Genomic DNA, 20,711 nt, shown 5'->3' with positions numbered 1-20,711 from the left:
TGTTGCCTTATGTGCCCACACAGAAACGTGCGCGCCACACCTCGCAGTGTCGGACGGCTGACCCCTCTTCCCCGGGCAAAGACACAGCGTACGGGCGATTTGGGCGGGCCTTTACGTCATATGCATGTCATGACATATTGGCCCATGGCTTCCTCCCCTAAGGACATGTCGGAGGGTTTGCATGGCAGTGCGGAAACGGTCGCTGGGAGTGGTCGCGGTCCTCGCCGCGGCCGGGCTGGGGCTCGCCGCGTGCGGCAGTTCGTCCGGCGGTGGAGAGGGTGAGGCCATCGAGCTGACCATCACCCAGAACGCCATCAAGGGCGGCAAGAACGCGGCCGGGGCGACCTTCATCGAGGACTGGGTGATCCCCAAGTTCGAGGCCGCCCAGAAGGCGAAGGGAAAGGACGTCACGGTCAAGTTCGTCCCCAGCGGAGTCGACGACGAACAGTACAAGACCAAGCTCTCCCTCGACCTCAAGTCAGGCAAGGGCGCGGACGTCATGGACATCGACGGGATCTGGGCCGGCGAGTTCGCCGAGGCGGGCTACATCAAGCCGCTGTCGGAGCTGGTCGGGCCGGAGGCCGACAACTGGGACGGCTGGTCGCAGATCCCCGAGGCCGTCCAGGGCATGGCCGAGTTCGACGGCAAGAAGTACGCCCTGCCGGTCGGCACCGACGGCCGGGTGCTCTACTTCAACAAGGCGCTCTTCCAGCAGGCCGGCCTTCCCGCCGACTGGCAGCCGAAGGGCTGGCAGGAGATCATCGACGCGGGCACGAAGCTGAAGTCCGCGGGCGTGCCCGTGCCGATCCAGATCAACGCCGGCACCGCCATGGGCGAGGCCACCTCGATGCAGGGCGTGCTGCCGCTGCTCGCCGGCGCGGGCGGCGAGGTGCAGCAGGACGGCAAGTGGACCGGCGCCTCCCAGGCGCTGAAGGACGCGCTCGGCCTCTACCAGAAAATCTACGGCGGCGGCCTCGGCGACCCCAAGCTCCAGCAGGAGGCCAAGGGCCGCGACAAGTCGTTCCAGCAGTTCGCCGAGGGCAAGGTCGGCATCCTCATGGAGGGCGACTACTTCTGGCGCGGCGTCGTCAACCCCAAGGACGGCGTGGCGAAGATGGACGACCGCGACCAGGTCGTCGGCTACGCCATGATCCCCGCGATGGAGCCCGGCAAGGGCCTGCGCGGCCAGGACTTCGTCAGCATGTCGGGCGGCGCGCTGCGCACGGTCAACCCCAACAGCGAGCACCCGAAGGAAGCCTTCGAACTGCTCGCCTTCACGCTCTCGCCCGAGGCGCTGAAGGAGGAGACCAAGGACGGCAACGTACGCGTCACCCCGCGCACCGACGTCAACAAGGAGATCCTCGCCGGTGAGCCGCTGCTCACCTACATTTCCGAGAAGGTGCTGCCGGTGACCGCCTACCGGCCGCCCGTCGCCGTCTACCCGCAGGTGTCGGCGGCACTGCAGGAGGCCACCGCGGCCGTGGTCGGTGGCACCCCGCCCGACCAGGCGGCGGCCGCCTACCAGAAGAAACTCGAAGGAATCGTCGGTGGCGCAGGCAACATCGCCTCCTGAGGTCGTCAAGGAAGACGAGCGGACCCGCCGCGGCTACAGCTCTGACGCGGCGGGCCTGGGCAACCTGCGGGCAGGGGCGTTCGTCGCCCCCGCCCTGCTGCTCATCGCCGCCTTCCTCGTGTTCCCCGCGCTCTGGGTGCTCTACCTGGGGCTCACCAACTACCGCCTGACCGGCGCCGCCGCGGCCGAGCCGCAGTTCGTCGGGCTCGCCAACCTCCTCGACGCGGTCTCCAACCCCACGTTCTGGAACTCGACCTGGCTGACCCTGCAGTTCGTGCTCGGCTCGGCCGTCATCGGCCAGGTCGTGCTCGGCTTCTCGATCGCCTGGATGTTGCGCGACCGCGCGGGACCGCTCAAACGGCTGGTCGAGGGCCTGGTCATCCTGGCCTGGATCCTGCCGAGCGCCGTCGTGTCGTTCCTGTGGGTGGCGCTGCTCGACCGCGACGGCGGCACGCTCAACGCGCTGCTCGGCATTCCCGGCTTCCCGTGGCTGCTCGACCACCCGATGTTGTCGATCATCGTCTTCAACACCTGGCGCGGCACCGCGTTCTCGATGATGTTGTACGGCGCCGCGCTCGGCAACGTGCCCCCCTCCCACCTGGAGAGCGCCCGCCTGGCCGGAGCCTCCGGCTGGCAGCAGCTCAGGGACGTCGTCTTCCCGCACATCCGGGGCCACATCCTGACCAACCTGCTGCTCATCAGCCTGTGGACGTTCAACGACTTCTCCCCGTTCCTCATCACCGCCGGTGGCCCCGACGGCCGGTCCGAGGTGCTGGCCGTGCACGTGTACAAGGTCGCGCTGCAGAGCGGCGAACTGGGGTACGGCGCCGCCGTGTCCACGATCATCCTGCTGATCAACCTGGTCGTCGCGGTCTTCTACCTGCGGCTGCTCCGGAGCAAGAAATGACGCGCTTCGTCCTCGGCCGGATCGGCTTCTCCACGCTGATCGCGGTGCTGCTGGCCTTCTTCACCATCCCGCTGCTGTGGCTGGTGACCGCGCCGTTCACCTCCGACCCGTCGTACGAGGTCAAGGTGCCCGACTTCACGTGGGACAACTTCCAGGCGGTCGTCGAGCACCCGTACGCGCTGCCGTCGCTCTACAACTCCCTCATCCTGTCCGTCGGCACCGCCGTGCTGGTCGTGCTGCTCGCCGCGCTGGCCGCGTACGCGCTGAGCCGGGTGCGCCTGCCCGGCAGGGACGCCCTGCTCTACGCGCTGCTGCTGCTGTCGTCGATCATCACCGGCACGGCGGCCATGGTGCCGCTGTTCCAGCTCGCGGTCGAGCTGAACCTGATCGACTCGCAGCTCGGGCTGATCCTCATCCTGACCGGCGGCCTGCTGCCCGCGGCGATCTTCATGCTGAAGGACTTCATGGACTCCACGCCGAAGTCCTACGAGGAGTCGGCGCGGGTCTTCGGGGCCTCGCCGCTGCAGATCGTCCGGCACGTGGTCGTCCCCGTGGTGCGTCCCGGGCTGGCGACGATCGCGGTGTGGTCGCTGGCCAACGTGTGGGGGAACTTCCTGATGCCGTACCTGCTGCTGAGCGACGTCGAGAAGCAGCCGGCCGCGGTGATCACGTACACGCTCTACACCGAGGGCGGCCAGGCCAACCTCAGCATGTTGTCCACGTTCGGCCTGCTCTACTCGATTCCCGTGGTGCTCATGTACCTGTTCGTCAGCAAAAAGTACGGCTTCCGCTTCCACGGAGGGATCAAGCGTTAATGGCCGCCATCGAACTACGCGGGCTGACCAAGGTCTATCCCGGCGGGGTGAAAGCGCTCGACTCGCTCGACCTCGACATCCCCGACGGTGAGTTCTTCGCCCTGCTCGGCCCCTCCGGCTGCGGCAAGACCACCCTGCTGCGCACGATCGCCGGCCTCGAGACCGCCACCGGCGGCGCCGTGGTCATCGGCGACCGCGACGTGACCGGGGTGCAGCCGGGCGGCCGCGACGTCGCCATGGTGTTCCAGGACTACGCGCTGTTCCCGCACATGGACGTCACGGACAACATCGCCTACCCGCTGCGGATCAAGAAGGTCGCCAAGGGTGCGCGCCGCGAGAAGGCGGAGGAGGTCGGCGCGCGGCTGGGCCTCGAACGCCTCATGGACCGCCGGCCCGGCCAGCTGTCCGGCGGCCAGCAGCAGCGGGTCGCGCTGGCCAGGGTGATGGCCACGCAGGCGCAGGCGTTCCTGTTCGACGAGCCGCTGTCCAACCTGGACGCCCGCCTGCGGCTCGAAGCCCGTACGTTCCTCAAGAAGCTCCAGCGCGAACTGGGCGTCACCACCGTCTTCGTCACCCACGACCAGGCCGAGGCGCTGGCCATGGCCGACCGGATGGCCGTCATGGAAGCCGGGCACATCCGGCAGATCGGCACCCCGGCCGAGGTGTTCCAGCGGCCCGCCAACACGTTCGTGGCCGGGTTCATCGGCTCGACCCCGATGAACCTGCTGGACGGCGCCGTACGAGGTGACACGCTGGAGGTCGCCGGCCGCAAGGTGTCGGTCCCCGCCTCCGCCGAGGGACGGCTGACCGGCGGGGAGAAGATCGTTTACGGCGTGCGGCCCGAGTACATGGCCTACTCGGCCGGGCCCGCGGAGGGCGCGCTGAGCGGGAAGGTGGCCATCGTGGAGAACCTGGGCGCGTCCCACCTGGTGACGCTCGACGTCAACGACGTGCTGGTGCAGGCCGTCGTGCCCGAGGGCAGCGAACCCACCGTCGGCGACGACGGCCACGCGCTGCCGCGCCGCGACCGGGCCCTCGTCTACCGGGACGGTGAGCTGGTGTGATCATCGAAGGCCGCTGGAGCCTGGACGACAGGCTGGAGGAGATCCTGCGCGAGGTGCCCTTCGAGGTGCGCGCGGGGACGGCCGCCGTGACCGTGCGGCTGGCCTACGACACCTCGCAGGGCGTCATCGACCTCGGGTGCGCCTCGCCCACCGGTTTCCGCGGCTGGTCGGGCGGCGCGCGGGACACGTACACGATCAGCGGGGACTGGGCCACCCCCGGCTACCTGCGGGGAGAGCCCGAGGCGGGCACGTGGCACGTGTGGCTGCGGCTGCATCGGATCCCGCCGCAGGGCCTCGACTACACGCTGGAGATCACCACCGCGACCGTGGTGCCGCCGGAGCCGGAGGTGGCGGAGCCGCCGCACGGCGCGCGACCGGCGCGGCGCGGCATCCCCGACGCCGGCGGCCTGCGCTGGTTCGCGGGCGACTTCCACGCCCACACCCTGCACAGCGACGGCAGCCTGAGCATTCCCGAGCTGGCCGAGCTCGCCCACGGCAGGGGCCTCGACTTCCTGGCCGTCACCGACCACAACACCGTCAGCCACCACCCCTGGCTGGCCAAGATCGACAGGGGGATCACGCTCATCCCCGGTCAGGAGGTCACCACCGACCGGGGCCACGCGAACGTGTTCGGCGACGTCGGCTGGGTGGACTTCCGGCTGCCCGCCGACTCCTGGGCCGAGCACGCCGAGCGCGCGGGCGGGCTGATGTCCGTCAACCACCCGCTCGGCGGCGACTGCGCCTGGCTGCTGCCGATCGAACGCCGGCCGGTGATCGCCGAGGTGTGGCACTCCGGCTGGTGGGACCGCCGCTGGGGCGCGCCCCTCGCCTGGGCCGACGCCTGGCGGGCCGACCTGACCGTGATCGGCGGCAGCGACTTCCACCGCCACGGCACCGACGGTCTGCCCGGAGCGCCGACGACGTGGGTGCTGGCCGAGGACACGAGCACGGTGCTCGACGGCGTACGCGCCGGGCGCACCGCCGTCTCCGCCGGTCCCGACGCGCCGCTGTTGCTCAGGCTGGGCGACGAGCTGCTCGCGCTGGACGCCGACGGCCTCGTGCTCGTGGCCCCCGACGGCCGGCGCCGGGTCGTGCGGGGCGACCGTACGCTCCTGCCCGCGATCGAGGGGCGCCACCGGCTGGAAACGTACGAGAACGAGGTGATCGCGCTATGCGAGTGAACGTGACGACGAACGGAGTGAGGTCATGAGCACGCGAGTGCGGAAGGTCGCCAACGCGCCGGTGAGCTTCGGTGTGTTCGAGCTGAGCGACGCGCCGCCGCCGCTGAGCGCCGACCGGATGGTCGGCGCGCTGTCCGACGCCGGCTACGAGGGCATCGACCTCGGCCCGGTCGGCTACCTGGGCACCGGCGCCGGCCTGGCCGAACGGCTCGACGGCATGCTCCTCGCCGGCGGCTGGGCCGACCTGCGCTACAACGACGCCGAGGCGTTCCGCGAGGGGCTGGGCGCGCTGGAGACGGCGCTCGACGTGTTCGCCGCCGCGCCGCCCGCGCCCGAGCATCTGGCACCGCGGCCCACGCTGGGCTGCTCCGGCTCGCCCGAGAGGTTCGCCCGCCCGGGTGGGAGCGTTCCAGGGCTGCCGTCCTCCGAGTGGCCCGCATACGCCGCCCGCGTGCAGGAGGCGGTCGGCCGCTGCCGCGAGCGCGGGTTCGAGCCCGCCTTCCACCCTCACCTCGGCACGTACGTCGAGACCCCCGACGACGTCGAGCGGCTGCTGGAACTGACCGACGTGGAGCTCTGCCTCGACACCGGCCACCTCCTGCTCGGCGGGGGAGACCCGGTGACGAAGCTGCGTGAGTGGGCCGGCCGGGTCGGCCACGTGCACATCAAGGACGGCGACACCAAGATCCTGGCCCAGGCCCTGGACGACGGCGTCGACCTGCGCGAGCTCATGGGCCGCGGCGGGTTCGCCTCCCTCGGCGAGGGCGAGCTGGACCTGGCCGGTGTGATCGCGGCGCTCGACGAGATCGACTACGAGGGCTGGGTCATCGTCGAGCAGGACACGCTGCCGGGCCGCCGCACGGTCGCCCAGAACATCGCCGACCAGGCCGCCAACCGCGAGCGACTGAGGGAACTGGGACTTTGACACAGGTGAGAATCGCCCTGGTGGGCTGCGGAGCCGTCACCCAGGCGGTCTACGTGCCGTTGTTGTCGAGGCGGCGTGACCTGTTCGAGGTGAGCGCCGTCTGCGACCTGTCGCGGACGCTGGCCGACGCGGTGGGCGACCGGCTGGGAGCCGCCAGGCGGTACACCGCGCTGGAGGAGATGCTGGCCGACGGCGGCTTCGACGCCGTCGTCATGCTGGCGTCCGGCTCGCACGGCGAGGCCGTGCGGCAGGCGATGACCGCCGGGTACGCCGTCCTGTGCGAGAAGCCGCTCGCCCTGACCAGGGCCGAGGTGGCGGCGCTGCCCGAGGGGCGGCTGATGGTCGGCTACATGAAGCAGTACGACCCGGCGGTGCGCAGGGCCGAGAAGCTGCTGGCCGAGCTGGGCGGGCCCGAGGCGATCAGGTCGGTCGAGGTGGTCGTGCTGCATCCCAGCGGGGAGTCGCAGCTCGCCTTCGCCAACCTGACGCAGGCGCGCGACGTGGACCCCGGGTTGCTGGCCTCGCTGCGGGCCGCCGAGAGGGAGCTGGTCTCGCGGGCGCTGGGGGAGCCGGCGCCGGAGCCGGTACGGAACCTGTACGGGGTGTCGCTCGGCTCCATCTGCCACGACCTGTCGCTCCTGAGGCGCTTTACCGGGTCGCCGACCGAAATTTCGTATGTCGACATCTGGGGTCCCGCGCCCGGGTCCATCGAGATCTCCGGGCCGCTGCCCGTCCGCGGCCGGTTCGGCATCCGCTGGCACTACCTGGAGGACTACCCCGCCTACCGCGAGACCGTGGCCGTCCACCACGACCACGGCTCGCTCGAACTCGTGTTCCCCGCGCCCTATCTGATGAACGCCCCCACCACGCTCACCGTCGTCTCCGGTGGCGAGGGCGGCGAGAGCCGTACCCATTGGCGTGACGTGACCGAGGCGTTCGAAGTACAACTGGCCGCCTTCCATGCTTTCGTGAACGATGGCGAGCCGCCGTTCACCGACGCGGGCGGCGCGCTCGAGGACATCGTGACGGCTCAGCGGATCGCCGCCCGCTACGCCGTACAGCAGGGACTGCCCGTGGGAGGGGAAGCAGCGTGAGCACGGAGATCGTGGTCGTACCGCACACACACTGGGACCGGGAGTGGTACGAACCGTTCCAGCGTTTCCGGCTGCGCCTGGTGGCGCTGCTCGACGAGGTGCTCGACACGATGGAGCGCGAGCCCGCCTACCACTTCACCCTCGACGGGCAACTCGCCTGCGTGGACGACTACCTGGAGGTGCGCCCGGAGAACCGCGACCGGGTGGCCGCGCTGGTCGAGTCGGGACGCCTGGCCGTGGGGCCGTGGCAGATCCTGCTCGACGAGTTCCTGTGCTCGGGCGAGAACATCGTCCGCAACCTCGAACTGGGCATGGCCAGGGCCGACAAGCTCGGCGGGGCCATGCCGGTCGGCTACCTCCCCGACATGTTCGGGCACGCGGCGCAGATGCCGCAGATCCTGCGCCGGGCGGGGCTGCTGCACGCCTGCGTCTACCGAGGGGTGCCGTCCTCGGTGACCACCGACGCCTTCGCCTGGGTCGCGCCCGACGGCACGGCGGTGCGTGCCCAGTATCTCCCCGCCGGCGGCTACGGCAACGGGGCCCACCTGTTCCACGATCCGGCTGGGCTGAAGGAGCGGGCGGAGGCGTTCACCAGGACGATGCGCGAGTGGCACGGGTCCGAGGGCTCGCTGCTGGCGATGTACGGCACGGACCACTCCGCGCCCGTACGAGGATTGCCGGAGATGGTGGCGGCGATCGGCGCCCGCATGGACACCTTGTCCGGATATATCGGGGCTTATTCGGGTGAGGTGGACGGCCTGCCCGAGGTCCGCGGAGAGCTGCGCTCGCACGCCCGCGCCAACATCCTCCCCGGCGTGATCTCCGTCCGCGCCCACGTCAAGCAGGCCATGGGCCGCGCCGAGCGGATGGTCGAGCGCTACGCCGAGCCGCTGGCCACGCTCTGGGGCGAGGAGTGGCCAGGACGTTTCCTCGACATGGCCTGGTGGCGGCTGGTCGACGCCAGCGGCCACGACTCGGTGACCGGATGCGGCGTCGACGACACCGCCCAGCAGGTCGCCGCGCGCATCGCCGAGGCCGAGCACCTCGGCCAGGCCGTACGTGACATGGTGACCGCCAGGCTGGCCGCCGCGGTGCCGTCCGGCGGCGTACTCGTCGTCAACCCGACGCCCGCCCCCAGGCGCGGCGTGGTCGTCGTGGACGTGCCCGGCCACGACCCCCTGGTGGACGCCTCCGGCACGCCCGTGCCCATCCAGCCGCTGGAATACGCGGCCACGCTGCTGCTGGACGACGAGATGGACCCGGCCACCGCACTGAGCTTCGTCCACGGCACCGAGCTGTACGGCCAGCAGATCACGTCCTGGTCGGTCGAGGGCGACACCCTGACGTTCACCGTGGCCCACGAGACGCAGACGACCTTCGACGTCGACGACCTGCACGGCGAACTGGACGGCGTGACCCGCGTACGCATTTTCGCCGAACCCCGGCGCACGGTCGCCGCCCTCGTCGAGGTCCCGCCGCTGGGCCACACGAGCGTCCGGCCCGTGCCGCACGAACAGGCCTTCGGCACGCCCACCCGCGAGACCCACATGCCCTCGGAGCACGACCCGTCCTGCTGGCTCAGGTCCGACTCGGCCGCCCTGCCCGTCCGCGGCGGCGAAGAGGTGCTGGACAACGGCCTGCTGCGCGTCACGATCGCGGGCGACGGCACGCTCACACTGGTCGGCAAGGACGGCACCACCGTCAGCGGCGCCGGCCGCATCGTCGACGGAGGCGATGTCGGGGACACCTACAACTACGCGCCCCCGCCCGCCGACCTGATCGTGGACGAGCCCGTGTCGGTCGAGACCGAGCTCATGACCTCAGGGCCCCTGGTGGCCAGGGTGGACGTGCGCCGCACGTACCGGTGGCCGGCCGCCGGCGGCGGCATCGACGGGGCACCGGAACTCCCCGCCATCAGCCGGACGCCCGAGGCCGAGGAGATCGTCGTCACCACCCGGGTCGAGCTGCGCGCCGGTGAGCCCTTCGTCCGGCTCGACGTCGAGTTCGACAACCGCTGCTCCGACCACCGGGTGCGCCTGCACGTGCCGTTGCCGGAACGGGCCACGGAGTCGTACGCGGAGGGGCAGTTCGCGGTGACCACCCGCGGGCTGACCCCCGAGGGAGGCTGCGGCGAGACCCCGCTGCCCACCTTCCCCGCCTCGTCCTGGGTGGCCGCGGGCGGCGTGGCGGCGCTGCTGGAACACGTGACGGAATATGAGGTCGTGGACGGCTCCGAGCTGGCCCTCACCCTGCTGCGCTCCGTCGGCTACCTGTCCCGCAACCGCAACCCCCTCCGTCCCGAACCGGCCGGCCCCCAGCTCCCGACCCCTGCGGCGCAGTCGCGCGGGGTGCGCAAGGTGAGCCTGGCGCTGATGCCGTACCAGGGGTCGTGGGAGGAGGTCGTGCCCCAGGCGGAGGTCTTCCGCCACGACCTGCTGGCGGTGCCCGGCCAGGGCCCGCGGGACCTCCCCCTGCCCGCACCGGCGGCGGGCCTGACGGTGACGGGCAAGGGCGTGACGATGACCTCCCTGCGCGACCGGGACGGCCGGCACGAACTGCGGGTGGTCGCCCTCACGCCCGGCGACACGGAGGCCGTGATCACCGGCGACTTCACCGAGGCCACGCACGCCGACCTGCGCGGCCGCCCCGGCGACCCCCTCCCGGTCACGGACGGCACCCTCCGCCTGCCACTGAAGCCCTGGGAGATCGCCACGGTCCATCTCGTCAACTCTGGGTAATCTTTAGAACACATATAGTAATGCCGCCCCCGTGATCACTCCCCAACACGAAGGGCTGACCAAGCTCGTCACCCTCGATCTCGGGCACACCGCGCAGGGGCTGCGCGCGCTGTTCGATCTACGAATACCCGAGACGGGCGAGGCCAGGCTGGCCTCGCCCGACCTGTCCGAAGCCGTTCCTGCGGTCTGCCGGGCCGACGGCGCCCTCCTCTACGGCGAGGACGGAGACAAGCTCGGCGTCATCATCGAGACGCAGCGTGGCCAGGACGACGACAAGCACTATTCGTGGCTGGAATACATCGCCAACTTCCGGGCGCGCGAGCATTGCCAGGTCGTCCTGACCGTCATCTGCCCCGATCGCCAGATAGCACGCTGGGCGGCCAAGCCCATAGAGACCGGCCACCCGGGACTCGTGCTCAATCCACTGGTGATCGGGCCCGACAACACCCCACTCATCACCGACGTGGCCGAGGCGCTGGGCAACATCGGTCTGGCCGTCATCTCCGCCGTCACCAAGTCCCAGGACCCGTTGATCAAAGAAGTCCTGAGCACGTTGGATGCGGCCCTCAGCAAAATCGATCAGAAGCTGGCCGGGCGATACGGTCAGTACATCTACGTCTCTCTGACTGGCGTCGCCCAGAAGGAATGGGGGAACCTTATGGCTATGCTGACACATCCGTACCAGGGGGAGTTCGCCGAGAGCCTCCTCGCCGAGGGCGAGGCCAAAGGCCAGGCCAAAGGCCAGGCCATAGGTGAGGCGAAGCTGCTGCAGATGCTGCTCAAGGCGCGGGGCATCGAGGTGTCCGAGGAGGTGCGGGCGCGGATCACGTCGTGCATGGACACGGCGGTGCTGGAGGAGTGGTTCCAGCGGGCGCTCACGGCCGACTGTGCGGAGCAGGTCTTCGGTTGAGCCCCGCGGGAGCCCGCCGCCAGGTCGGTCAGCGGGTGCCCCAGGAGTAGGTCTGCTTGCGGAGTTTCAGGTAGACGAACGACTCGGTGGCGCGTACGGCGGGGATGGCGCGGATCTTGCTGAGGATCTCCAGCAGGTGCCCGTCCCCCTCGCACACCACCTCCACGATCACGTCGAACGAACCGGCCGTGAGCACCACGTAGTCGATCTCCTCGATCGCCGCCAGTTCGTCGGCCACCGACTCGAGATCGCCCTCGCAGGTGACGCCGATCATGGCCTGGCGCGGGAAGCCCAGGGTGAGAGGGTCGGTGACAGCGACGATCTGCATGACGCCGGCGTCCTGCAGCCGCTGGACGCGCTGGCGCACCGCGGCCTCCGAGAGTCCGACCGCCTTCCCGATCGCCGCGTACGGCATGCGCCCGTCGGCCTGCAACTGCTCGATGATCTGCTTGGACAGGTCGTCGAGCACCACGGGCCCTGGGCGGGAGGCGGAGCGGCGTACGCGCGGCGGCGTGGTCATCGGCTGTGGTTCCTCCTAGCGGTCCGGCATGGCGGTGGTGTTCCCGCTGGGATGCCGTCCTGGTGCGACATGTTGTCAGTTCCCGGTCGACTGTCAAGCGAATTCGTAGCAATTTGATATATTCACCACGAAATCCCTTGTTTCGCTGCGACCGCTCTGTAAGAGTCGCGGGCATCTCAGCCACCTCACGAGGAGGTCATTCATGACCGAGCTTGCCGAGGTCATCCATAGCCACAGCACCTGGGTCAGGCGACCGACGAAGGAGGGCGCATGACGACCCGTCTGCAGAACTATGTCAACGGCGAGTTCGTGGACGCCAAGAGCGGCCGGTTCTCCGACATCATCGACCCGTGCACGGGCGAGGCCTACGTTCAGGCCCCGGTGTCCGCGCAGGACGACGTCGACGCGGCCTTCGCCGCCGCTGCCGCGGCGTTCGAGTCGTGGGGGAAGACCACCCCGGGTGACCGGGCCAACCTGCTGCTGAAGGTCGCCGACGCGATCGAGGCGCGGGCCGACGAGATCAACGAGGCTGAATGCCGCGACACCGGCAAGCCGCGCGCCCGCATGGCCGAGGACGAGACGCCGGTCGCGGCCGACCACTTCCGCTTCTTCGCGGGCGCGGCCCGCACGCTGGAGGGCCCGACGGCGGGTGAGTTCCTCGCCGAGCACACCAGTGTCATCAGGCACGAGCCGATCGGCGTGGTCGGCCAGGTCACGCCGTGGAACTATCCGGTGATGATGGCGGTCTGGAAGATCGCCCCCGCGCTCGCGGCCGGCAACACGATCGTGCTCAAGCCGTCCGACACCACCCCGGTCGCCACGCTCAAGCTCGCCGAGATCCTCGGCTCGGTGCTGCCCGCCGGCGTCTTCAACGTCGTCACCGGCGACCGCGAGACGGGCGCCCTCGTGGTGGGCCATCCGACCGCCTCCATGGTCGCCATCACCGGCTCGGTCGGCGCGGGCATGTCGGTGGCGAGGAGCGCCGCCGACGACCTCAAGCGGGTGCACCTGGAGCTCGGCGGCAAGGCGCCGGTCGTGGTCTTCGAGGACGTGAAGGACCTGAGCAAGGCCGCCGCCGGCATCGCCGAGGCCGGTCTGTACAACGCCGGCCAGGACTGCACCGCCGCCTGCCGGGTGCTGGTGCAGGAGAGCGTGCACGACGAGTTCGTGGCCGCGCTGACCGAGGCCGCCGCCGCCACGGTGACCGGCGGCCTCGACACCGAGGACGCGCTGTACGGGCCGCTCAACAACGAGAACCAGCTGGCCAGGGTGCAGGGCTTCATCGACAGGCTGCCCGAGCACGCCACGGTCCTCACCGGCGGCGAGCGTGTCGGCGACAAGGGCTACTTCTTCGCCCCCACGGTCGTCGACGGGCTCAGGCAGGACGACGAGATCGTCCAGAACGAGGTCTTCGGCCCCGTGATCACCGTGCAGACGTTCACCGACGAGGCCGACGCACTGGCCAAGGCCAACGACGTGAGATATGGCCTGAGCGGCTCGGTCTGGACCTCCGACCACGGCCGCGCCATGCGGATGTCCAACGGGCTGGACTTCGGCACGGTCTGGGTGAACACGCACATCCCGTTCATCTCGGAGATGCCGCACGGCGGCTTCAAGCATTCCGGATACGGCAAGGATCTGTCGGTGTTCGGGCTGCACGACTACACCAGGGTGAAGCACGTCATGCACTACATCGGCGAATAGCGGCAAGGGCGAAACCTGGACATGACCGGGCTATCGGCAATCGAGCTAGAGGACGTCGTCAAGGAGTACCTCTCGCATGGTGAGGTCGTCCAGGCGGTCAAAGGCGTGACACTGGACATCGCCGAGGGGGAGTTCTTCTCCCTCCTCGGCCCGTCCGGCTGCGGCAAGACCACGACCATGAGGATGGTCGCCGGCTTCGAGGCGCCCACGAAGGGCCTGGTGAAGCTGCACGGCCACGACGTCACGGACGTCCCGCCGAACAAGCGTGACGTCAACATGGTCTTCCAGTCCTACGCCCTCTTCCCGCACATGAGCGTCTGGGACAACGTGGCGTTCGGCCTGAAACAGCGCAGGACGCCGCAGGAGGAGATCAGGCGGCGGGTCGGCGAGATGCTGGAGATCGTCGACCTGGCCGGCAGGGAGAAACGCCGGCCGCGCGAGATGTCCGGCGGCCAGCAGCAGCGCGTGGCGCTGGCCAGGGCCCTGGTCAACCGCCCGCGGGCGCTGCTGCTCGACGAGCCGCTCGGCGCGCTCGACCTGAAGTTGCGCCAGGCCATGCAGATCGAGCTGAAGCGCATCCAGCGCGAGGTCGGCATCACCTTCGTGTACGTGACCCACGACCAGAACGAGGCGCTCACCATGAGCGACCGGATCGCCGTCATGAACGACGGCCTGGTCGAGCAGCTGTCCAGGCCGCGCGACATCTACGAACGGCCCGCGACCGCGTTCGTCGCGGGTTTCATCGGCACCTCCAACCTGCTCGCGGGCACCGCGACCGGCGGCGAGATGAAGGTCCGCGGCGGCCGGGTGCTGGTGCCAGGGCACGACGGTGAGGTGTCGGTGACCGTACGCCCTGAGAAGATCGCCATCGGGCAGGACGAGCCGGGGCCGGAGCTGAGCGGCGTACGCGGGACCGTCGCCGAGGTCGTCTACCTCGGCACCTACACCAGCTATTCCGTGAGCCTCGCGGACGGGGCGGACATCACCGTTTTCCGGCAGAACGCGCATGACTCGCTGGCCGCGGCGGAGCGGGGAGACTCCGTCTGGCTGTCGTGGCAGGCGCAGCACTCGTACGTGATTGGAAGTTGACAGCGCCTCATGAACCCCCCACATCGCCTCATGGGCCGATCCCGCACCCGACGTGACGTCTTCCGGCTCGCCGGTTACTCGGCCGCCGGGCTTGCCCTGGCCGCCTGCGGCGTGCAGGGGCAGAAGGCCGCTCCGCCCAAGGCGGACGCCGTCAAGGACTTCTGGGCGAAGCAGACCAAGAACGGCAAGGTCGTCTTCGCCAACTGGCCCGAGTACATGCCGGGGGACAAGGGCCCGCTCGAGCGGTTCAAGAAGGACACCGGCATCGCGTACGAGTACAAGGAGGTCATCCAGGAGAACGCGGACTTCTTCGGCAAGGCCGACCCCGTGCTGCGCGCCGGGCAGTCGCTGGGCTACGACATCGTCGTCATGACCAACGGCGTGCAGCTCCAGCACATGCTCGAGCTCGGCTACGCGGTGCCGCTCGACCACACGCGGCTGCCGAACTTCCAGGCCAACGCGGGCCAGAAGTTCAAGGAGCGCTCCTATGACCCGGGCAACAAGTACACGGTCCCGTACGCGTCGGGTGTGACCGGGATCGCGTACAACACCGACCACGTCAAAGAGGAGATCACGAGCATCGAGGCGTTGTTCGATCCCCGGTACAAGGGGCGGGTCGGGATGATGAACGACGCCCAGGAGATCGGCAACTTCGGCATGTTCGCGGTGGGCGTCGACCCGGAGAAGTCGACGGAGGCTGACTGGAAGAAGGCCGGGGAGAAGCTCAAGGCGCAGCGCGATGCCGGACTTGTGCGGAAATATTATGATCAAGGGTATATCGATGCCGTGTCGAAGGGCGATGTCTGGGTGACCATGGCCTGGTCGGGCGACGTCTTCCAGCGCCAGCTCGCCGGCGAGCCCGTCGCGTTCGTGGTGCCCGAGGAGGGCGGCACGATCTGGACCGACAACATGCTCATTCCCAAGGGAGCGGCCAATCCTCTCGACGCGCTCATGCTGATGGACTACCTCTACCAGCCCGCCGTGGCCGCCGAGCTGGATGAGTTCATCCAGTTCGTCACGCCCGTCCCCGCCGTCCAGGACCTGTTCAGGGAACAGGCCAAGACGGCCGGGGCCAAGGAGAAGAAGGCGCTCGACGCCATGATCGACAGCCCGCTCATGTTCCCGAGCGAGGCCGACTACGCCAAGCTGCGCACGTACACCACCCTGACCAACGAGCAGGAGCAGGTGTTCAACCCGATCTTCCAGTCGATCACCCAGGCGTAGGCGCGGACCATGCGGCGGCTCACCCCCTACCTCCTCGCGCTGCCCGGCTGGATGTGGCTCGCGATCTTCCTGGTCGTGCCCATGGTCGCGATGGCCTCGGTCTCCCTGCAGACCGGCAACGCCTACGACGGCTACGCCATGACGTTCAGCTTCTCCAACTACGGGGACGCGCTCGGCAGGTACAGCACCCAACTGCTCCGCTCGCTCGTGTACGGCGCGCTCGCGACCGCGGCCATGTTGCTCATCGGCTATCCCGTGGCCTACTGGATCGCTTTCAAGGGCGGCGACCGCAAGTCGATGTACCTGTTCCTGCTGCTGCTGCCGTTCTTCGTGTCGTTTGTACTGCGGACGATCTCGTGGAACTTCCTGCTGGCCGACAACGGCATCCTCTTCGGCACGCTGAAGGACTGGGGGCTCCTGCCCGACGACTTCCACGTGCTCGCCACGACGCTCGCCGTGGTGGGCGGGCTGACGTACAACTTCCTGCCGTTCATGATCCTGCCCATCTACGTGGCGCTGGAGCGGGTGGACCCGCGGGTGGTGGAGGCCGCCCAGGACCTGTACGCCACGCGCGCGGGAGCCTTCCGCCGGGTGGTGCTGCCGCTGTCGTTGCCCGGAGTCTTCGCCGGGGTGCTCATGACGTTCGTGCCCGCCACGGCCGACCCCATCAACGCGCAGATCCTGGGCGGTACGGGCAACACCATGATCGGCAACAACATCCAGACCGAATACCTGGTCAACCTGGACTACCCGACCGCATCCGCGCTGTCGTTCACGCTGATGGCGGTCCTGCTGGTGGGGATCTTCGCCTACGCCAGGGCGCTCGGGACGGAGAACGTGCTAGAGGCGGCGGCCCGATGAGGCGCGGCGCGCTCGGCGACCGGCTGCTGCACGCCTACACGTGGCTGGTCATCGTGTGGTTGTCGGCGCCGATCGCCGTGATGATCCTGTTCGGGTTCAACGACAAGCAGAGCAAGTCCAACACCACCTGGCAGGGCTTCACCCTCCGGTGGTACGCCGAGCTGTTCGAGATCTCCGACCTGACCGTGGCGCTGCTCAACTCCCTGGTCATCGCCCTGGTCAGCACCGTCATCACCGTCGTGCTCGGCACCATGCTCGGGCTCGCGCTCGGCCGCCACCGCTTCCGCGCCAAGGGCGTCACGAACTTCCTGGTCTTCGCCGCCATCTCCACGCCCGAACTGGTCATGGGAGCGTCGCTGTTGTCGTTGTTCGTCTCGGGCAACGTGCCGCGCGACGCGAACACGATCATCATCGCGCACGTGTTGTTCTCGCTGTCCTTCGTGGTGGTGACCGTGCGGGCGCGGATCGTCACGCTCGACCTGTCGCTGGAGGAGGCGGCCAGGGACCTGGGAGCCACGGCCTGGGGCACGTTCCGGCAGGTGACGCTGCCGTCGATCATGCCCGCGGTGATGGCGGGCGCGATGTTGTCGTTCGCGCTGTCGATCGACGACTACGTGGTGACCAGCTTCGTCAACGGCTCGACCGTGACCTTCCCGCTGTGGATCGTCGGTGCGGTGAAGACCGGCATCCCGCCGCAGGTCAACGTCATGGGTACGCTCATCTTCGGCGTCGGGGTGCTGATCGCCGTCGCCAACGCGGTCGTGGCCAGGCGGCGGGCCTGACCACTGGGCCGGGGTCCGCGAGAGGATCGTAGGGATGTGGAAGTGTGGATCCGCTGCAGGCGCTGGCTGACGCTGAGCGCAGGCCGTACTGGCTGGACAGCCCGTTCAGGCCCGAGCCGGCCCCGCGGCTGGCCGGCGACACCACCGCCGACCTGGTCGTCGTCGGCGGCGGCTTCTCCGGCCTGTGGACGGCCCTGATGGCCAAGGAACGCGACCCGTCGATCGACGTCGTCCTGCTCGAAGGGCGCAGGATCGGCTGGGCGGCCAGCGGCCGCAACGGCGGTTTCTGCATGGCGACGCTCACCCACGGCCTGGCCAACGGTCTGGAACGGTGGCCGGAGGAGATCGACCGGCTGGAGCGCATGGGCGTGACCAACCTCGACGAGATCGAGCGCACGCTGTGGCGCTACCGCATCGACTGCTCGTTCGAGCGTACGGGCGAGCTGCACGTGGCCACCGAGCCATGGCAGCTCGACGGCCTGAACGAGCACCAGGAGCTGATCGACGAGCTGGGCCTCGACTACGTGCCGCTCGACCGGGATCAGGTGCGGGCCCAGGTCGACTCGCCGACCTACCTGGGCGGGTTGTGGGAGCGCAGCGGCTGCGCCATGGTCGACCCCGCCCGGCTGGCGTGGGGGCTGCGGGACGCGTGCCTGCGGCTCGGCGTACGCGTGCACGAGCGCAGCCCGGTGCGCTCGTTGCACGACGACGGCACGACGATCACCCTGCGCACGCCGTACGGCACGGCCGCCGCGCGCCAGGTGGCCTTGGGCACGGGCGTGTTCCCGCCGCTGCTGCGGCGGCTGCGCCACTTCGTGGTCCCGGTCTACGACTACGTGCTGATGACCGAGCCGCTGACCCCGGCCCAGCTCGCCGAGGTGAATTGGAGCAACCGGCAGGGCGTCGGCGACTCGGGCAACCGGTTCCACTACTACCGGCTGACCGACGACAACCGCATCCTGTGGGGCGGCTACGACGCCGTCTACTACAACGGCGGCCTGGTCAGGCAGGAGTACGACCAGCGCGACGCGACGTTCGTCAAGCTCGCCGAGCACTTCTACGCCACGTTCCCGCAGCTCGCGAACGTGCGCTTCAGCCACCGGTGGGGTGGCGTAATCGACACCTGCAGCCGGTTCAGCGCCTTCTACGGGCGTGCGCACGGCGGCCGGCTGGTCTACGCGGCCGGCTTCACCGGCATGGGGGTCGGGGCCACCAGGTTCGGCGCGAACGTCATGCTGGACCTACTGGCGGGCGAGCGCACCGAGCGCACCGAGCTGCGGATGGTGAAGGAGAAGCCGATCCCGTTCCCGCCCGAGCCGGTGCGGTCGGGGGTGATCCAGTTCACCCGGTGGTCGATCGCCCGCGCCGACCGGCACCAGGGCAGGCGCAACCTGTGGTTGCGCGCTCTCGACCGGATGGGGCTGGGGTTCGACTCATAGCGCAGACTTGGGCGTATGAAAGCAGAATTCGCCGTCGACGGCCTCACCCTGATCGGTGACCTGCGGGTTCCGGACGGCGCGGGCCCGCGTCCAGGGCTGGTGTTCACGGGTCCGTTCACCGGGGTGCGCGATCAGGTCACCGGTCTGTACGCGGCCCGGCTGGCGGAACGGGGCTACGTCACGCTGTCCTTCGACCACCGCAACTGGGGCGAGTCGGGCGGGCAGCCGCGCCGGCATGAGGATCCGCAGGGCAAGCTGCACGATCTGCGGGCGGCGGTGTCGTGGTTGCGGTCGCGGCCGGAGGTGAACGCCGAGCCGGTCGGGGTGGTGGGGATCTGCCTGGGAGGCGGATATGCTCTGAAATTTGCTGCTTTTGACCCCCGTGTGCGGGTTTTTGTGGGCATCGCCGGGGCGTACGCCAACCCCTACGCCATGCGGACGGGCATGGACTACCAGGCCGCGCTGGGCTCGTACACGGAGGTGCTGGAACTGCAGGACCAGGGCGGGCCCGTCACGTACATGCCGGCCGTCGCCGAGGGCGGCGAGTCCGCGATGCCGGGCGACGAGCCGTACGCCTACTACGGCACCGCGCGCGGCGCCTCGCCCCATTGGGTGAACGAGGTGACCAGGGCGAGCGTGCGCGAGCTGATCACGATGGACCACATGATGGGGGCCGATTTCCTGTCCCCGAAGCCGGCGCTGATCGTGCACGGGATCGTCGACCGGTTCTGCTCGCCGGAGGGGGCCGAGGAGGTGTACAAGCGGCTCGACGAGCCGAAGGAGCTCGTCTGGGTGGACGCCAAGCGGCACATCGACCTCTATGACCAGGAGCCGTACGTCACCCGGGCCGTGGACGCGACGGCCGCCTTCCTGGAGGCGCGTCTGTGACCGCTCGGCAAGGATGAGCTGAAGGTCTGTCCAGGAAAGTACCGGTTGTGATGGGTCAGGTCGCCAAGCCGGGCATGACCCCCGTAACCCCCGCAAAGTCGACGGGGGGTTGCGCATGCGTACAAAGTGGGCGGCCTGGGTGGCGCTGGCGCTCGTGGCCGGGTGCGGCGCCGAACGCACGCCGACCGTGCCCGTCGCAGTGCGGGCACCGGTCAAGGTGGCGCGATGCGTCATGAAATTTCCGGACAAACGGGCCGCACGCGCGGCCCGCCAGCGCCTCGAACACCACCTCGCCCGCTACCTGAGCACCCGCCCGGGCCGCATCGTCTACGGCGCGCACGACCTCGTCACCGGCGTCACCCTCGGCCAGGGGGAACACCGGCACGACCTCATCACCGCCAGCGGCGCCAAGGTGGACATCCTCGCCGCGCTGCTCCAGCGCCGCCACGCCGGCGGCCTCAGCCCGTCGGAGAGCGACCTCGCCGAACGCATGATCACCGAGAGCGACAACAAGGCCGCCGACGCCCTCTGGTCGCGGGTCGGCGGCGGGGGCGCCATGAGCGAGTTCTACCGGCGACTGGGCATGCGGGAGACCGCGTCGGGGCCGGGCATCTACTGGGGCGGCACCACCACCAGCCCCGCCGACCGCCTGCGTCTGCTGGGCGTCCTGGTCAACGGCGGCAAGGGCCTGCGCGCCTCCGACCGCCACCTGCTGCTGGGCCTGATGAGCCGGGTGCACAAGGAGCAGGCGTGGGGCGTCAGCGCCGCCGCCCGCCCCGGCGACCGGGTGGCGCTGAAGAACGGCTGGACCCCGCGCCCCTTCATCCACAACACGTGGGCCGTCACCAGCTACGGCCGCATCCAGGGCCAAGGCCGCGACCTGCTCCTGTCGGTCCAGACCGACCAGCAGCCCGGCCACGGCGCCGGCGTCCAGACCATCGAACGGGTGGCCCGCACGATCGGCGCCCGCCTCGACAGCCTGTCCCCCACCTACACT

The 20,711-nt window shown here is 69.6% G+C and carries 18 protein-coding genes; 17 read left to right on the top strand and 1 reads right to left on the bottom strand.

The window, feature by feature from the left end; all coding sequences use genetic code 11:
* Window positions 1–181: 181 nt before the first annotated feature.
* From GUY59_RS24565 to GUY59_RS24525, 9 genes are read left to right on the top strand one after another with little or no spacing between them, the layout of a single operon-like run.
* Window positions 182–1,573 (top strand): extracellular solute-binding protein, encoded by a 1,392-nt coding sequence (locus GUY59_RS24565; protein WP_171055433.1) that lies wholly within the window; start codon window positions 182–184, stop codon window positions 1,571–1,573.
* Window positions 1,548–2,480 carry a carbohydrate ABC transporter permease gene (locus tag GUY59_RS24560; RefSeq protein ID WP_132335425.1) on the top strand — a complete coding sequence of 311 codons (933 nt, stop codon included), beginning with the start codon at window positions 1,548–1,550 and terminating at the stop codon, window positions 2,478–2,480. The genes GUY59_RS24565 and GUY59_RS24560 overlap by 26 nt, the downstream gene beginning before the upstream one ends.
* On the top strand, window positions 2,477–3,295 hold the full coding sequence (locus GUY59_RS24555; protein ID WP_132335427.1) for a carbohydrate ABC transporter permease: 819 nt from the start codon (window positions 2,477–2,479) through the stop codon (window positions 3,293–3,295). The genes GUY59_RS24560 and GUY59_RS24555 overlap by 4 nt, the downstream gene beginning before the upstream one ends.
* On the top strand, window positions 3,295–4,359 hold the full coding sequence (locus tag GUY59_RS24550) for an ABC transporter ATP-binding protein (protein WP_138202031.1): 1,065 nt from the start codon (window positions 3,295–3,297) through the stop codon (window positions 4,357–4,359). Before GUY59_RS24555 ends, GUY59_RS24550 begins: the two co-directional genes overlap by 1 nt.
* Window positions 4,356–5,540, top strand: a complete 1,185-nt coding sequence (locus GUY59_RS24545; RefSeq protein ID WP_252375015.1) for a CehA/McbA family metallohydrolase — start codon at window positions 4,356–4,358, stop codon at window positions 5,538–5,540. The genes GUY59_RS24550 and GUY59_RS24545 overlap by 4 nt, the downstream gene beginning before the upstream one ends.
* 25 nt (window positions 5,541–5,565) lie before the next feature.
* Entirely contained in the window at window positions 5,566–6,465 is a 900-nt protein-coding gene (locus tag GUY59_RS24540; RefSeq protein WP_138202032.1) for a TIM barrel protein, read from the top strand.
* A gap of 5 nt (window positions 6,466–6,470) precedes the next feature.
* Window positions 6,471–7,559, top strand: a complete 1,089-nt coding sequence (locus GUY59_RS24535; protein ID WP_138202033.1) for a Gfo/Idh/MocA family protein — start codon at window positions 6,471–6,473, stop codon at window positions 7,557–7,559.
* On the top strand, window positions 7,556–10,297 hold the full coding sequence (locus GUY59_RS50820; RefSeq protein ID WP_138202034.1) for a glycoside hydrolase family 38 C-terminal domain-containing protein: 2,742 nt from the start codon (window positions 7,556–7,558) through the stop codon (window positions 10,295–10,297). The genes GUY59_RS24535 and GUY59_RS50820 overlap by 4 nt, the downstream gene beginning before the upstream one ends.
* Window positions 10,298–10,328: 31 nt before the next feature.
* Window positions 10,329–11,207 (top strand): hypothetical protein, encoded by an 879-nt coding sequence (locus tag GUY59_RS24525; RefSeq protein WP_138202035.1) that lies wholly within the window; start codon window positions 10,329–10,331, stop codon window positions 11,205–11,207.
* A gap of 28 nt (window positions 11,208–11,235) precedes the next feature.
* On the opposite strand, the gene GUY59_RS24520 is transcribed toward GUY59_RS24525, so the two are convergent.
* Window positions 11,236–11,727, bottom strand: coding sequence for an Lrp/AsnC family transcriptional regulator (locus tag GUY59_RS24520; RefSeq protein WP_132341082.1), 492 nt, complete (start codon window positions 11,725–11,727; stop codon window positions 11,236–11,238).
* 270 nt (window positions 11,728–11,997) lie between these two features.
* Between GUY59_RS24520 and GUY59_RS24515 the strand changes: the two genes are divergently transcribed.
* The 8 genes from GUY59_RS24515 to GUY59_RS24480 form a co-directional block, all read left to right on the top strand.
* Window positions 11,998–13,431, top strand: coding sequence for a gamma-aminobutyraldehyde dehydrogenase (locus tag GUY59_RS24515; protein ID WP_138202036.1), 1,434 nt, complete (start codon window positions 11,998–12,000; stop codon window positions 13,429–13,431).
* A gap of 21 nt (window positions 13,432–13,452) precedes the next feature.
* Complete coding sequence (locus tag GUY59_RS24510) at window positions 13,453–14,520, top strand: ABC transporter ATP-binding protein (protein WP_138202037.1); 1,068 nt, start codon at window positions 13,453–13,455, stop codon at window positions 14,518–14,520.
* Between the two features lie 30 nt (window positions 14,521–14,550).
* On the top strand, window positions 14,551–15,744 hold the full coding sequence (locus tag GUY59_RS24505) for a polyamine ABC transporter substrate-binding protein (RefSeq protein WP_138202038.1): 1,194 nt from the start codon (window positions 14,551–14,553) through the stop codon (window positions 15,742–15,744).
* Between the two features lie 9 nt (window positions 15,745–15,753).
* Window positions 15,754–16,605 (top strand): ABC transporter permease, encoded by an 852-nt coding sequence (locus GUY59_RS24500; RefSeq protein WP_138202039.1) that lies wholly within the window; start codon window positions 15,754–15,756, stop codon window positions 16,603–16,605.
* Entirely contained in the window at window positions 16,602–17,387 is a 786-nt protein-coding gene (locus tag GUY59_RS24495; RefSeq protein ID WP_138202040.1) for an ABC transporter permease, read from the top strand. The genes GUY59_RS24500 and GUY59_RS24495 overlap by 4 nt, the downstream gene beginning before the upstream one ends.
* 44 nt (window positions 17,388–17,431) lie before the next feature.
* Window positions 17,432–18,826: an NAD(P)/FAD-dependent oxidoreductase gene (locus tag GUY59_RS24490; protein ID WP_132341094.1), complete on the top strand. Its 1,395-nt coding sequence runs from the start codon at window positions 17,432–17,434 to the stop codon at window positions 18,824–18,826.
* Between the two features lie 15 nt (window positions 18,827–18,841).
* On the top strand, window positions 18,842–19,714 hold the full coding sequence (locus tag GUY59_RS24485; RefSeq protein WP_138202041.1) for an alpha/beta hydrolase: 873 nt from the start codon (window positions 18,842–18,844) through the stop codon (window positions 19,712–19,714).
* Window positions 19,715–19,829: 115 nt separating this feature from the next.
* The coding region (locus tag GUY59_RS24480) for a serine hydrolase (RefSeq protein ID WP_138202042.1) at window positions 19,830–20,711 on the top strand (882 nt) is incomplete at its 3' end.

Origin of the sequence: Nonomuraea sp. K271 (assembly GCF_009908215.1) — a bacterium.
Classification (GTDB): Bacteria; Actinomycetota; Actinomycetes; order Streptosporangiales; family Streptosporangiaceae; genus Nonomuraea; species Nonomuraea longispora.
This window is presented reverse-complemented; position numbering and strand designations above follow the sequence as displayed.

What these genes read in the sequence shown, in the direction of transcription:
- GUY59_RS24565 (WP_171055433.1), top strand. Translation starts at nt 182, where the DNA reads ATGGCAGTGCGGAAACGGTCGCTGGGAGTGGTCGCGGTCCTCGCCGCG.
- GUY59_RS24555 (WP_132335427.1), top strand. Translation starts at nt 2,477, where the DNA reads ATGACGCGCTTCGTCCTCGGCCGGATCGGCTTCTCCACGCTGATCGCG.
- GUY59_RS24550 (WP_138202031.1), top strand. Translation starts at nt 3,295, where the DNA reads ATGGCCGCCATCGAACTACGCGGGCTGACCAAGGTCTATCCCGGCGGG.
- GUY59_RS24540 (WP_138202032.1), top strand. Translation starts at nt 5,566, where the DNA reads ATGAGCACGCGAGTGCGGAAGGTCGCCAACGCGCCGGTGAGCTTCGGT.
- GUY59_RS24520 (WP_132341082.1), bottom strand. Translation starts at nt 11,727, where the DNA reads ATGACCACGCCGCCGCGCGTACGCCGCTCCGCCTCCCGCCCAGGGCCC.
- GUY59_RS24515 (WP_138202036.1), top strand. Translation starts at nt 11,998, where the DNA reads ATGACGACCCGTCTGCAGAACTATGTCAACGGCGAGTTCGTGGACGCC.
- GUY59_RS24510 (WP_138202037.1), top strand. Translation starts at nt 13,453, where the DNA reads ATGACCGGGCTATCGGCAATCGAGCTAGAGGACGTCGTCAAGGAGTAC.
- GUY59_RS24505 (WP_138202038.1), top strand. Translation starts at nt 14,551, where the DNA reads ATGGGCCGATCCCGCACCCGACGTGACGTCTTCCGGCTCGCCGGTTAC.
- GUY59_RS24500 (WP_138202039.1), top strand. Translation starts at nt 15,754, where the DNA reads ATGCGGCGGCTCACCCCCTACCTCCTCGCGCTGCCCGGCTGGATGTGG.
- GUY59_RS24495 (WP_138202040.1), top strand. Translation starts at nt 16,602, where the DNA reads ATGAGGCGCGGCGCGCTCGGCGACCGGCTGCTGCACGCCTACACGTGG.
- GUY59_RS24485 (WP_138202041.1), top strand. Translation starts at nt 18,842, where the DNA reads ATGAAAGCAGAATTCGCCGTCGACGGCCTCACCCTGATCGGTGACCTG.